General features: G+C 70.9%; 14 protein-coding genes and 2 pseudogenes. 7 read left to right on the top strand and 9 right to left on the bottom strand.

Annotated elements, in window-relative coordinates:
- The 4 genes and pseudogenes from KS423_RS07630 to KS423_RS07615 all read right to left on the bottom strand — a co-directional run.
- Positions 1–580, bottom strand: a pseudogene (locus tag KS423_RS07630) (histidine kinase); the annotation flags it as partial.
- A 566-nt stretch (positions 581–1,146) separates the two neighbouring features.
- Entirely contained in the window at positions 1,147–1,665 is a 519-nt protein-coding gene (locus tag KS423_RS07625) for a hypothetical protein (RefSeq protein ID WP_224276444.1), read from the bottom strand.
- Entirely contained in the window at positions 1,662–3,086 is a 1,425-nt protein-coding gene (locus tag KS423_RS07620; RefSeq protein ID WP_224276442.1) for a HAMP domain-containing sensor histidine kinase, read from the bottom strand. Before KS423_RS07620 ends, KS423_RS07625 begins: the two co-directional genes overlap by 4 nt.
- Complete coding sequence (locus KS423_RS07615; RefSeq protein ID WP_224276440.1) at positions 3,083–3,781, bottom strand: response regulator transcription factor; 699 nt, start codon at positions 3,779–3,781, stop codon at positions 3,083–3,085. The genes KS423_RS07620 and KS423_RS07615 overlap by 4 nt, the downstream gene beginning before the upstream one ends.
- Before the next feature lie 133 nt (positions 3,782–3,914).
- On the opposite strand from KS423_RS07615, the gene KS423_RS07610 reads away from it, so the two are divergent.
- From KS423_RS07610 to KS423_RS07595, 4 genes are read left to right on the top strand one after another with little or no spacing between them, the layout of a single operon-like run.
- On the top strand, positions 3,915–4,538 hold the full coding sequence (locus KS423_RS07610) for a hypothetical protein (protein WP_224276438.1): 624 nt from the start codon (positions 3,915–3,917) through the stop codon (positions 4,536–4,538).
- Entirely contained in the window at positions 4,535–5,620 is a 1,086-nt protein-coding gene (locus KS423_RS07605; protein ID WP_224276436.1) for a peptidoglycan-binding protein, read from the top strand. The genes KS423_RS07610 and KS423_RS07605 overlap by 4 nt, the downstream gene beginning before the upstream one ends.
- A 56-nt stretch (positions 5,621–5,676) precedes the next feature.
- Positions 5,677–6,339, top strand: a complete 663-nt coding sequence (locus KS423_RS07600) for an ABC transporter ATP-binding protein (RefSeq protein ID WP_224276446.1) — start codon at positions 5,677–5,679, stop codon at positions 6,337–6,339.
- The gene (locus KS423_RS07595; protein WP_224276434.1) at positions 6,336–7,505 is read left to right on the top strand and encodes an ABC transporter permease; all 1,170 of its coding nucleotides are present in this window, start codon (positions 6,336–6,338) and stop codon (positions 7,503–7,505) included. The genes KS423_RS07600 and KS423_RS07595 overlap by 4 nt, the downstream gene beginning before the upstream one ends.
- A 12-nt stretch (positions 7,506–7,517) precedes the next feature.
- Here KS423_RS07595 and KS423_RS48430 read toward each other — a convergent pair whose 3' ends face one another.
- The 5 genes and pseudogenes from KS423_RS48430 to KS423_RS07570 all read right to left on the bottom strand — a co-directional run bounded on the left by KS423_RS48430 (position 7,518) and on the right by KS423_RS07570 (position 10,144).
- On the bottom strand, positions 7,518–7,661 hold the full coding sequence (locus KS423_RS48430; RefSeq protein WP_374119914.1) for a hypothetical protein: 144 nt from the start codon (positions 7,659–7,661) through the stop codon (positions 7,518–7,520).
- Positions 7,662–7,720: 59 nt separating this feature from the next.
- Positions 7,721–8,121: pseudogene (locus tag KS423_RS07585) on the bottom strand (NAD(P)/FAD-dependent oxidoreductase); the annotation flags it as partial.
- Between the two features lie 4 nt (positions 8,122–8,125).
- A complete protein-coding gene (locus KS423_RS07580) occupies positions 8,126–8,548 on the bottom strand; it encodes an arsenate reductase ArsC (protein WP_224276431.1) in 423 nt (140 codons plus the stop codon).
- A 288-nt stretch (positions 8,549–8,836) separates the two neighbouring features.
- Positions 8,837–9,652: a sulfite exporter TauE/SafE family protein gene (locus tag KS423_RS07575; RefSeq protein WP_224276430.1), complete on the bottom strand. Its 816-nt coding sequence runs from the start codon at positions 9,650–9,652 to the stop codon at positions 8,837–8,839.
- Positions 9,653–9,784: 132 nt separating this feature from the next.
- Positions 9,785–10,144, bottom strand: coding sequence for an OsmC family protein (locus tag KS423_RS07570; protein WP_224276429.1), 360 nt, complete (start codon positions 10,142–10,144; stop codon positions 9,785–9,787).
- Positions 10,145–10,315: 171 nt separating this feature from the next.
- Between KS423_RS07570 and KS423_RS07565 the strand changes: the two genes are divergently transcribed.
- The 3 genes from KS423_RS07565 (at position 10,316) to arsB (ending at position 12,874) form a co-directional block, all read left to right on the top strand.
- Positions 10,316–10,915 carry a bifunctional 2-polyprenyl-6-hydroxyphenol methylase/3-demethylubiquinol 3-O-methyltransferase UbiG gene (locus KS423_RS07565; protein WP_224276428.1) on the top strand — a complete coding sequence of 200 codons (600 nt, stop codon included), beginning with the start codon at positions 10,316–10,318 and terminating at the stop codon, positions 10,913–10,915.
- A 526-nt stretch (positions 10,916–11,441) separates the two neighbouring features.
- On the top strand, positions 11,442–11,768 hold the full coding sequence (locus KS423_RS07560) for a helix-turn-helix transcriptional regulator (protein ID WP_224276427.1): 327 nt from the start codon (positions 11,442–11,444) through the stop codon (positions 11,766–11,768).
- The gene (gene arsB / locus KS423_RS07555) at positions 11,765–12,874 is read left to right on the top strand and encodes an ACR3 family arsenite efflux transporter (RefSeq protein ID WP_224276425.1); all 1,110 of its coding nucleotides are present in this window, start codon (positions 11,765–11,767) and stop codon (positions 12,872–12,874) included. The genes KS423_RS07560 and arsB overlap by 4 nt, the downstream gene beginning before the upstream one ends.
- Positions 12,875–12,877 lie beyond the last annotated feature (3 nt).

The raw sequence follows: 12,877 nt of genomic DNA, 5'->3' as shown, positions 1-12,877 counted from the left end.
GCGTCATCTCGGCCGGGCCCAGCCCGTGCGTCTGGCGGCGCAGCCGCCGCCGCACCAGCACCGCCCCGCCCGTACCCACAGCGACCGCGGCCACCGCGCCGCCGACCAGGACCGGCAGCTGTCGGGCCGCCGCGCTGGTTGCGTTCTTGACGGAGTGGCCCACCGAGACCAGGCCGGCGACCGAACCATCCTGCCTGGAAACCGGCGCGACGGTGTCCATGTCATGTCCCAGCGGTGTGGTCTCGGTCGTGGTGACCGGCCCCTTCAGGGCCCCCTGGTAGGAGCCGTAGACGTGCTGTCCGATCAGCTCGGGATGGTCGGTGGAGGCGTAGCGGATCCCGTTGGTGCCGAAAATCACGACGTAGTCGAAGCCGCCGCTCTTCTGCACGTCCACGGCCAGCGGCTGCAGCACCGTGGTCGGATCGGCACTGTCGAGAGCAGCCGCCACTGTAGGGGCCTGCGCCAAGGTGATGGCCGCGGCGCGTGTGCGGTTCTCGGCATCACTCGTGGCATAGCTCCGGGCCTGCAGGATGAGTGCCGTCAGCGCGGCGCCGACCAGCAGCACCACCACGACCAGCATCCACAGGAACACCTGCCCGGCGACACTGCGCACCCACAGCCGCGAGCGCAGCCGACCCCGGGCGGACCGGTGTTCCCCCGGTCCGCCCGGTGTCGTGTTCCCAAGGGCGTGGCTGTCCATCTCATGCATCCAGGCCGTCCGCGCGCATCCGGATCTTGAGGCATCCACGCTGCCACCCAGCCGCACAATATGCATGCGCGAATCACCGGAGGGCCGGGCAGAACGTCAGGCAGGTCGGCGCCCTGGAGCCGGCGGCCAAGGTGAGGGCTCCCCCGTCGTCCCTGCCCTGCTCCGCTCGTCCGCGCAGTCCCGCGCCGGCTCCCACCAAGGCGATCGTCAAGCACTGCGGCGCCGACAGCCTCCGCGCGGTGAACCGATTCCCGATGGGGCTTCGACACCGGCGACGGTTCCACAAGAGCCAACCCGAACGAGAACGACATCCGGCTCCGTTCTCGAACCGCCTGGCAAGTCAACGCAGTACTGACGTCGGCACCGCTTGGCCGCTCGCCCGACGGTGCGCTCGGGAGAGCCGGGGGCCGTTCGGCCGGGCGGCCACCGCAGCGACTTCACCCGCCGAGGTAGTACGAGCACGGGAAGGGCCCGACCGACCGGCCGGATCCGACGAGCGTCACCTGTACGTCGTTCGGCCGAACGCCGTCGGCCAGTAGCGACTGGGCCCGAGCGAGGCTGCACACCAGTTGGCCGTTCGCCTTCTGGTCGCGCCCCGGCTCGAAGGAGATCCCAGGCGCGCGGACGGTCACCTGCCGCCCGTCGCCCTTGGCCGTGTACGGGCCGGCCCACACCACAGTGGTGAGTCCGGCGCGTTGCTCCGCGGGGGAAGGCCCTTCGGCGAGCAGCTTGAACACGTCATCGAGCTGCTGCACCCGGACGCCGGGCCGGGCCACCCCGCGCAATCCGTCGTCGCCGACGAAGTAGAGGCGTAGCCCCGTGGTCAGGCCGGAGGCCGCCGGGCCGCCGTCCAGCACTCCGGTGGGCGGGACCCCGGTGGACGGTATGCCGCATCCGGCGAGCAGGAGCAGCGCCCCTGCGGTGAGCGCGGCCCGGATTCGGCATGATCCGCTCATTCGGCGGTTCCCGTACGGGGCAGGCGCAGGATGAAGACCGCGCCGCCGTCCGGGGCGTTGGACACCTCGATCGTGCCGCCGTGCAGCCGCGCGTTCTCCAGTGCGATCGCCATGCCGAGACCGCTTCCCTGTGACCGGGTGCGGGCCGAATCCGCTTTGTAGAAGCGGTCGAAGACGTGCGGGAGAACGTCGGGTGCCAGCCCGGGGCCGTGATCCCGGACCGACAGCGTCACCTCGCCGCCGTCGGAGGTCAGCACCAGCTCGACCGGCGGTGCGCCGTGCCGTAGTGCGTTGCCGACCAGGTTCGCCACCACCAGGTCGATCCGCCGCCGGTCGACCACCGCCCGTGCGTCGGAAGGGAGTTCGGTGTGGACCTCGGGGGTCCAGCCGCGCAGTGCCAGCGAGGCGCGCACGGCGGCGGCCAGGTCGGTCTCCGTCGCGTTCAGTCGGGCCGCTTTGGCGTCGAACCGGGAGATCTCCATCAGATCCTCCACCAGCCGGGCAAGCCGCGCGGTCTCCGCGCTCACTGTCCGGGCCGCCGTCGCGGCGTCCGGCGGCAGGTGTCCCGCGGCCGCTTCCTCGTCCAGTACCGTCGTCACCATCGTCATCGCCGCCAGTGGGGTGCGCAGTTCGTGCGAGACGTCCGCGACGAAGCGCCGGGCTTTGGCCTCCTGTTCGCGCAGCTCCCGGTCCGAGGCCTGGAGCGCGCTCGCGGTGGCGTTGAACGTCCTTGCCAGATCTGCGAGTTCATCCCTGCCCTGGACCACCGCGCGGCTGGTGAGCCGGCCGGTCGCCAGGTCTCGGGTGGCGCGCGAGAGAACGCGCACCGGCCGCAGTACGGTCCGGGCCGCCAGCAGCGCCAGGGCCACCGCTACCAGCAGGGCCGGCCACAGGCCCCGGCTGACGTTCCTCAGGAGTGCGGCCGTGTCGTCCCGTTCGGCCCGCAGCGAGGTGATCGCGAACGCCTCCAGACCGGATGCCCGTCCGTCCTCGGTGAAGGTGACCGGTGTGCCGACCACCAGGTACGGCTCGCCCTGCCGGCTGGTCCGCTGGAGCTTCAGCTTCGCGCCCTCGTGAACCGCGGTCCGCAGTTCCGGGGGGATCCGCGACGGGTCGGTCCGCGTGTCCGAGGTCCCGGTCAGTTCCCCGTACACCGCCACCACCTTCGTCCCGCCTCGCAGTCCCTGCGCCACCCGGTCGGCGAACACGGTGAGTGAGGATTGGTCCGGCGGCACGTCGAACTCCGCTGCGACCTCGCTCACCCGTGAGCGGAAGTCCGCCGTCGTGGTGTCCTGAGCGCGTTGCAGTACGGCGGTACGCGCGTCGCGGTACGCCAGCGCGGTCGCCGTGGCCGCGCTGCCCAGCGCGATGAGCACGAAGGCGGCCAGCAGCCTGGTCCGCAGGCCCGCGAACACCCTCACAGCGGTCCGAAGCGGTAGCCGAAGCCCCGGACCGTCTGGATGTAGCGCGGTCTCGCCGGGACGTCCTCGATCTTGACCCGTAGCCGTGCCACGGCCGCGTCCACCAGGCGCGAGTCGCCCAGGAAGCCGTGCTCCCACACGGATTCGAGCAACTGCTCCCGGCTGAACACCTGGCCCGCCGACGCCGAGAGCTGCAGCAGCAGCCGCAGTTCGACGGGCGGCAGGGCGATCGGCGCGCCGTACTTGGTGACGGTCAGCGCGGCGCGGTCGAGGCCCAGGCCCGCATGCTCCTCGACACGGGGCCGCTGCCCGGTCCGGAGCGCGGGATCGGCCCGCCGCAGCGCCGCCCTGATCCGGGCCTCCAGCACCGGGGCCGTTACCGGCTTGACCACGTAGTCGTCGGCGCCCGCCTCCAGGCCGGTCACCACGTCGTGGTCGTCGCCGCGCGCGGTCAGCATGATCAGCGGCATGGTGGATCGCGCCCGGATCCGCCGGCAGACCTCGAAGCCGTCGAATCCGGGGAGCATGAGGTCCACCACTGCCAGCTCTATTCGCCCGCCGTCCGGCCCGTCCAGCAGTGCGAGGGCCTCCTCGCCACTGGCCGCGACATCGACCTCGTACCGGTGGCGGCGCAGGACGAGCTCCATTCCGTCGCGTACGGAGGCGTCGTCCTCGATCAGCAGAACATGCGGCATGGTGACGATTATGGGTGAGATTTGTCCGCTTCAGTGCCGGTCCGGGCAGCCGATCGAAGCTCGTCAGGCATTGTTACCTTCCCATCATGTGCTCATGCATGGCTCACCATGTGCCACGCCGACAGTGGTCGCCATGAACACGAGAAGCATCCGGCCGCGTCTGGCCGTCCTCGCCGTCCTCCCCGTCCTCGCCCTCGTAGCCGCCTGCGGCGAGGGGGGCGGCGGCAAGGCGGACGGCATCGCCGAGGCCCCGGAGACCACCACCGCCTCCGCCGGCAGCCCGGCGCCGACGACCGCCGGGCCCGGCAACGGCGGCAAGAGCGCCTTCTACGACGCCCAGCTGACCTACGTCCGGTGCATGCGCACCAAGGGCGGGGTCAAGGAGTTCCCCGATCCCAAGCTCAGCGGCCACCTGGACTGGAGCAGGATCGCCGAGATCGCCGACCCGAGCGGCCACGGGGAGGAGCAGAAGGGTGGCAGGAACGGCGTCTGCGCGCCCGAGATGATGGCCGCGATGAACCTGGAGCCCAAGCGGGACGCCCAGAAGGACTTCGAGTCGATGCTCGCGCACGCCAAGTGCATGCGCGAGAACGGCGTGTCCCGGTTCACCAACCCGACCATGTCTCACGGCAACGTCCTGCCCGGCGGCGAACCCGATCCGGTCAACCCCTCGCTCGATCGCGGCTCCGCCGCCTACAAGCAAGCCCGCCAGGCCTGCAAGGACAAGCTGCTCGACGGCCTGGACGGCATGCAGTGAAGCGCTCCAGAGGGCTCCTGCTCGCCACGGTCGCGACCACGGCCGCACTGGCCGGTGTGGTGGCGGTGGGCGCCGGAACGACCGGCCACCGAACCACCGGCACGGGTACCGGGAAGGACCGGTTGCCGCCCGCCACCACCGAGATCACCCGTACCGACCTCGTCCGCAGCAAGAACGTCGACGGGCAGCTGGACTTCGCCGGGCGGCGGACGGTGAAGGCGGCCGTCGAGGGCACCGTCACCGTCGCGGCGAAGCCCGGCAGCACGGTCAGCGCGGGCCAGGAGCTGTACCGGCTCGACGACCGGCCGGTCACCCTGCTGTACGGACAGGTGCCGATGTACCGCGATCTGAAGACGGGCGACAGCGGTTCGGATGTGCTCCAGCTGGAACGCAACCTGCGCGACCTGGGCTTCGGGGCCGGCCTCCACATCGACGTCCACTTCGACCAGGCCACCGAGGCGGCCGTCAAACGCTGGCAGAAGTCGCTGAACCGCGAGACGACCGGCACGGTCGGCAGAGGAGACGTGGTCTTCCAGCCCGAACGGCTCAAGGTGGTCACGGCCGACGCGGCGCTCGCCGACCGGGTCGGCCCGGACAAGGCGATCCTCACCGTCGCGTCCGTCCGGCCCGTCGTGCGAGCCCGGCTCGACCAGGGCGACGCCCCGCTGACCGCCCCCGACACCAGGGTCGAGGTCACCCTGGCAGACGGAACCACACTCCCGGGCAAGGTCTCAGGAACGGTCCGCCCCGAGACCGCCGAGCCCTCCGCTCCGGGCAGGAACGGTGACGGGATCACCGTCGAGATCACCCTGGACGGCTCGCCCAGTACGTCCGAGGGCGGGCCGGCGACGGCCACGGCGACGGTGAAGTTCGTCAGCGAGGCGCACCGGGACGTCCTCACCGTTCCCGTCGAAGCGGTCGTCGCCCTGCGCGGGGAGAACGGCGGCTACGGACTCCAGGTGGTCCAGGGCGACACCGTGAGGACCGTACGGGTCACCACCGGGATGACCGCCGACGGCCGGATCGAGGTCCAGGGCGAGGAACTCCGGGCGGGCATGAAGGTCGGGGTGGCGAAGCAGTGACCCCACCCCAGGCCGAAACGGTGACCCTGCCCCCGACCACCCCCGTGGTCGAACTGATGGGCGCGGTCCGGACCTACCCCGGCGAGGTGCACGCCCTGCGCGGTGTCGACCTCAGGATCGACCAGGGCGAACTCGTCGCGATCGTGGGGCCCTCCGGTTCCGGGAAGTCCACCCTCCTCAACCTGATCGGCACCCTCGACCGTCCGACCTCCGGCACCGTACGGGTCGCCGGGCAGGAGGTCGCCGCACTCTCCGACAGCCGGCTCTCGGCGCTGCGTGCCCGCCGGATCGGCTTCGTCTTCCAGCACTTCCACCTGGCGGCCGGGCGAAACGCGGTGGACAACGTCGCCGACGGGCTGCTCTACACGGGAGTTCCGCTACGGGAACGGCGCGCCCGGGCCCGGGCCGCGCTGGAACGAGTACGCCTGGGACACCGGCTGGACCACCGCCCCCACCAGCTCTCCGGCGGAGAGAAGCAGCGGGTGGCCATCGCCCGTGCGGTGGTCGGCGAACCCGCGCTACTGCTCGCCGACGAGCCGACCGGTGCGCTGGACACGGCGTCGGGCGAGCTCGTCATGGAGCTCATCCACGAGCTCAACGCGGCCGGAACGACGATCTGCGTGATCACCCACGACAACGAGATCGCCGCGTCGCTGCCACGGCGGATCCGCTTCCGCGACGGTGAGATCGTCGCCGACGAGCGGGGAGCCACCCGGTGAACGCGCTCGACATCCTCCGGGTCGGGGCCGTCGGTCTGCGCGCCCGGCGTGCCCGGGTCGTGCTCTCCGCGCTCGGTATCGCCATCGGCATCGCGACCATGGTCGCCGTGGTCGGTCTGTCCACCTCCAGCCGCGCCGACCTGATGGAACGGCTCGACCGGCTGGGCACCAACCTGCTCACCGCCGAGGCCGGGAAGGACGCGCTCGGCCAGGAGGTGAAACTCCCGAAGACGGCCACCGCCATGGTCGAGCGGATCGGTGCGGTCCAGCACGCGACCGCGACCGCCGACCTCGACGTCCGTATCCGCCGCAGCGCGGTCGTCCCCGAGGAGCAGACCGCAGGGGTCACCGCCCAGGCCGCCCGTACCGATCTGCTGGAGGCCCTCGGCGCCCGCACAGCCCGGGGCGTCTGGCTCGACGGCACCGGTGAAGGGCTGCCGGTCACCGTGCTGGGTGCGATCGCCGCCGAACGACTGGGAATCACCGCCCCCGGCGAGACGATCATGATGAACGACCGGCAGTTCGTCATCGTCGGCATCCTCGAACCCGTCGAGCTGGTCCCGACCCTCGACCGGGTCGCGCTCGTCGGATTCCCCACCGCCGAACGGTACTTCGGCTTCGACGGCCACCCCACCACGGTCTTCGAACGCTCCAGCGACGCCTCGGTGGAGGCGGTACGCGCGGTGCTCGCCCGTACCGTCAACCCCGGCAACGAGGGCACGGTCAGGGTCTCCCGCCCCTCTGACGCGCTCGCCGCGAAGGCCGCCGCCGACAAGGGCCTGACCACCCTCATGCTGGGACTGGGCACGGTGGCGCTGCTGGTCGGTGGGGTCGGCATCGCCAACACCATGGTGATCTCGGTACTCGAACGCCGGGCCGAGATCGGCCTGCGTCGCTCACTGGGCGCGACCCGCGGCCACATCCGCCTCCAGTTCCTCACCGAGGCGCTGCTGCTGTCAGCTATGGGCGGGGCAGCGGGCACGGTTCTCGGCGCACTGGCCACGGCCGGCTTCGCGACGGCCCAGGGATGGACCACGGTGATCCCGCTGTGGGCACCCGTCGGAGGGCTCGGCGCGACCCTGCTCATCGGGCTCCTGGCAGGCCTCTACCCGGCCGACCGCGCCGCCCGGCTGCACCCGACCGAAGCCCTGTCGGCGGCGGGCTGACCACCCGTCACCTCAGCCGCGCCGGTCCAGCCGCAACGCCAGAGCGGGGCACTGGCTCACCACCCGGCGCGCAGCGTGCTGCTGCCACGGCGCGACGGGCATCGAGGTCGACGCGGGGTAGCCGTGCGGGCCGAGCCGAACCAGCCCGGGCGCCACGACGGCACACAGGCCGTGCCCTGCGCACCGGGACCAGTCCACCTCCAGTCGCGGCCCGAGGAGACGCCACGGCCGGAGAGCTTGTCCTCGTTCGGCAGGCCGAGCTTGCGGTGCTGGGAGCCGGTGGTGACGATCACGGCACGCGCCTTGTGCACGTTGCCCTCGGAGTCGGTGACGGTCTTGATGTCACCGGTGAGGTCGACCGCGACGATGTCGTCGGGGATCAGCTCGGCGCCGAAGCGCTCGGCCTGGGCCCGCGTGTTGTCCATCAGCTCGGGGCCATGATGCCGTCCCGGAAACCCGGGAAGTTCTCGACCTCGGTGGTGTTCATCAGCGCACCACCGGCGGTGACGGCCCCCTCGAAGACCAGCGGCTTGAGGGAGGCACGGGCCGTGTAGAGCGCAGCCGTGTACCCGGCCGGGCCGGAACCGATGATGATCACGTTACGGACGTCGCCCATGCGGTCAGCCCTCCAGCTGCTTGGCGTCGATCTCGGCGATCAGGTTCTCGATCAGGGCCTTGATCTCGTCGCGGATCGGGCGGACGGCTTCGACGCCCTGGCCCGCCGGGTCCTCCAGCTTCCAGTCGAGGTACTTCTTGCCGGGGAAGTACGGGCAGGCGTCGCCGCAGCCCATGGTGATCACGTAGTCCGACGCCTGGACGGCCTCGGTGGTGAGGATCTTCGGCTTCTGGTCCGAGATGTCGATGCCGACCTCGGCCATGGCGGCGACGGCGGACGGGTTGACCTGGTCGCCCGGCATGGAGCCGGCGGAGCGGACCTCGACGCGGTCGCCCGCGAGGTGGGCGAGGAAGCCGGCGGCCATCTGGGAGCGGCCGGCGTTGTGGACGCAGACGAACAGCACGGAGGCTGCGGGGGAGGTGGTCATCTCGCTCTTCCTCGGAGACGGGTGCCGCACAACACGACCGGGCGGAGGCGGTCGTGCCTACGGCACGGCCTTGCGGCAGTTGCGGTGTCCGCAGACCGGTTGCGCTGCAGGACTCGGCGGTCGGCTCGGAAGAGCCGCCAACATCGACAAACGTATCACCGCATGGTGATGTCAGTCGATAGTGATGTGAATGGCGAGGGTGGACGCTCGCGCCCGAAGCCCTGGACAGCCTCGGGTTCCCCGCCTGTCTGTGCATGCATCGGCTTGCCGGGCGTCGGCCACACGGACTCAGCCGTGTCGCGCGAGCTTGACGGCGGAGACGAGCAGGATCACCGCCAACGCGGGGATGAGGAGCACGTCGGGAAACACCCCGAGGAGCAGGCCGCCCAGCACCGCGCCGACGATGGAGCCTGCGGCCATCACGGCGGTGAAGCGCAGGTTGGCGCCGAGGACGGCGAAGCTGCCGTCGCGGCTGTAGCGGGCGAAGGCCACCAACATGGTGGGCAACGACACCAGCAGGGACAGGCTCCCGGCGGTCTTGATGTCGAGCGCGAACAGCAGCACGATCGTCGGGATCAGCAGCTCGCCGCCGGCCACGCCCATGATCGCCGCGACCACCCCGATGCCGAACCCGGCGACCACCCCGCCGGGCACCCGGGCCCATGGCGGGAGGTCGAGCGTGCCCAGGGTGGTGGTGTGCGTGACCAGCAGAGCAGCAGCCATGAGCACCATCAGCGCGGCCAGCACCTTGTAGAGGGTGGCGCTGCGCATCCGTATCGCCCAGCTCGCTCCGGCCCAGGCGCCCAGCAGGCTTCCGGCGAGCAGGTTGACCGCCACCGGCCAGTGCGCGGCCACCTGCGAGGCCGGCACCGCGGCGAGCCGGGCGGGCAGCGCGGTCAGCACGACGACCAGGCTCATCGCCTTGTTCAGGATGACCGCCGAGAGCGCCGCGAACCCGAACAGGCCGACCAGCAGCGGCAGGCGGAACTCCGCGCCGCCCAGGCCGATCATCCCGCCCAGCACGCCGATGACGGCACCGGCCCCGAACACCAGGACCGTTGAGTGCGTCGGACGCTGTGGTACGAGGTCCGTGTCGATGGTCACGACAGGCATCCTCGCTGATCGCGACCACCGCCTGCTATGGCAGGTCCACCAAGAACAGGTCTGCCCCCGAAGCTGGGTCAACGATCCTCATCACTGCGGGCAGTGGGCTGCCCGGATCCCCCGGGCGCGCGTTCACTCAGCGGGCAGGGCGATGGGCACGACGGTGCCGTCGACGTCACACACGGCGGCCAGGGTGTTGTAGACGGTGCCGAACCGGCGCAGGTTCTGGTGCAGCAGGTCGATCCGGCGTTGAGGCTCGTCAGTGACCAGCCGCAGCTCGTAGGTGAGGGCGGTGAAGCGGGGCGGGGTGTCCTGGCGGCGGACCTGCACGTCGACCTCGGCACGGTGGTAGCGGAAGGGCAGCAGCCGACTGGAGCGTTCGACGTTCTTGAGCAGGCAGGCGGCGAGCAGGTCGGCTGGGCCCGGTGCGCCACTCGGGGCGCTCGCCCAGTAGACGGTCGGCGGCGTCGCGTCTTCGTCCGTCGCGGACACTCCGTTCGGCGGATCGGGAGCGATGCACCACAAGCCGTCCGACGAGCGATCGGAACCGCCCGTGCCAGGGCCCATGGCAGGCGCCTCAGTGGCCACGACCCGCATCAGCGGCATCGCCCTAGGATTCGGGACATGGACAGGATCACGCTGCCACACGGAAAGCCCATACCGATGACGACGCGGCGAACCCGCTGGCAGGAGGCGGGACAGAGCGGAAACTTCGGCAAGCGCTTCGCCGAACTCATCTCCGCCGGCGAGGACGTCGACGGCGAGGCCCGGCTCGCCGACACGCTCCTGCCGCGCGGTGCCCGAGTGCTCGACGCCGGCGCCGGCATGGGCCGGGTGGCCGCCGCACTCCTGCAACGGGGGCACGACGTGGTCGCGATCGAGCCCGACGAGGCTCTGGTCCGCCAGGCCCGGGAGACCTACCCCGGGCTGCCGATCGAGGAACGCGACATCCTCGACCTCGGCCCCGACGACGGCCCGTTCGACCTGGTCGTCTGCGTCGGCAACGTCATCGTCTACCTCGCCGAGGGCACGGAACACAGGGCGCTGGGCGCGATGCGCGACGTACTCGGCGAGAACGGCCGGATCCTGGTCGGCTTCCACCTCCAGGACCCGCCGCCGCACGCCCGGACCTACACGGCGGCGGAGTTCGAAGCGGACCTGACCGCCGCCGGACTGCGCGTCGACCTGCGCGCAGGCACCTACCAGCTGCACCCCGCGAACGACACCTACGGCGTCTGGATCCTGAGCCGCGCCCAGGGCTGACCTCACCCCCCGGAGCCGGCACTCGACAGACGGACACCCGTCCGCAGAAGCGGCTTGGTACAGGGAGTCTTCGAGTGCCGGCCCTGAATCCGATCCGCCACAGCTGACACCCGCCCTTGAGAGGACGCACGCAGTCGGCCTTCCGGGGGCAGCAGCACCATCGGCACAGCATTCAGGGCCGTAGCGGGCGGGCGTTCAAGAGCCCCCGACCGACGCGCTGCCCCCTTCTGCGGCAAAGGCCGGCTCGCCCTGCCGCTCACACGACGTGTGCCATCGTCGACACCCACCCACACCGGCCGGTTCATCAAGATGCCCCGTCCCGCCGCGCCCCCGTGTCCAATCCCGGGCGACCGCGGCAGCCCAGCCACACGCCGAGCACGAACGTCCGTGCCGGATGAACGAGACGCCCGTACCCAATCCCCGGCGGCGCAACAGTCCTTGCAGCGGCGGCACCCGCTGGCCGCTTGACGGGCGGACTCGGCAGCGGGCTTGGAAGTGCCGCCGACATCGACTAACGTATCACTACATGGTGATGTCAGTAGAGAGTGATACGAATAGCCCGGTGGACGTGCTGAAAGCCGTGGCCGACCCGCTGAGGATGCGGATCCTCACCCTGCTCGCCCGCGAAGCCCTCTGCACCAGCCACCTGGTCGAGGAGACCGGCGCCCGGCAGACCAACCTGTCCAACCACCTCAAGATCCTTCGCGAGGCCGGACTGGTCGACACCGAGCCCTGCGGCCGCTTCACCTACTACAAGCTCCGCGCGGACGCCCTGGACGGCCTCGCCGGTCTCCTCGGCGACCTCGCCGCCACCGCCCGCGCCAACACCGACTCGAAGAGGGCCTGCCCGTGACCCTCGCCAAGACCACCGCTCCCCCGGACCACCCCGAGGCCGGACTGGTCGGCAAGCTCTCCTTCCTGGACCGCTTCCTCGCACTGTGGATCCTGCTCGCCATGGGCCTCGGACTCGGCCTCGGCCGCCTCATCCCCGGCCTGAACGACGCCCTCGCCAAGGTCGAGGTCGGCGGCGTCTCGCTGCCCATCGGCCTCGGCCTACTGGTCATGATGTACCCGGTGCTCGCCAAGGTCCGCTACGACCGCCTGCACACCGTCACCGGCGACAAGAAGCTCATGGCCTCCTCCCTGGTGATCAACTGGGTTCTCGGCCCCGCGGTGATGTTCGCCCTGGCCTGGCTCCTCCTGCCCGACCTCCCCGAGTACCGCACCGGCCTGATCATCGTCGGACTCGCCCGCTGCATCGCCATGGTCATCATCTGGAACGACCTCGCCTGCGGCGACCGCGAGGCCGCGGCCGTCCTGGTCGCCCTCAACTCCGTGTTCCAGGTCGTCGCGTTCGGCCTGCTCGGCTGGTTCTACCTCGACATCCTGCCCGGCTGGCTGGGCCTCGCCCAGGACGGCCTGCACTTCTCCGTCGCCAAGATCGTCGTCAATGTGCTGATCTTCCTCGGCATCCCGCTCGTCGCCGGCTTCCTCACCCGCCGCCTCGGCGAGAAGAAGCTCGGCCGCGAAACCTACGAGCAGAAGTTCCTGCCGACGATCGGCCCCTGGGCCCTGTACGGCCTGCTGTTCACGATCGTGATCCTCTTCGCCCTCCAGGGGAAGACCATCACCAACCAGCCCGGCGACGTCGCCCGCATCGCGCTGCCGCTGCTCGCCTACTTCGCAATCATGTGGTTCGGCACCTTCGCCCTCGGCAAGGCCGTCGGCCTCGCCTACGACCGCACCGCCACCCTGGCCTTCACCGCCGCCGGGAACAACTTCGAACTCGCCATCGCCGTGGCCATCGCCACCTTCGGCGTCACCTCCGGCCAGGCCCTGTCCGGCGTCGTCGGCCCCCTCATCGAGGTGCCCGTCCTCATCGCCCTCGTCTACGTCTCCCTGGCCTGGCGCAAGCGATTCGCCCCGACCGCCGTCATCACCGCAGCAAAGGAATCCTGACCC

Source organism: Streptomyces sp. LS1784 (genome assembly GCF_020103755.1).
Lineage (GTDB): Bacteria > Actinomycetota > Actinomycetes > Streptomycetales > Streptomycetaceae > Kitasatospora.
The sequence above is the reverse complement of the archived record's forward strand: the minus strand, read 5'-3'. Positions and strand labels throughout refer to the sequence as shown.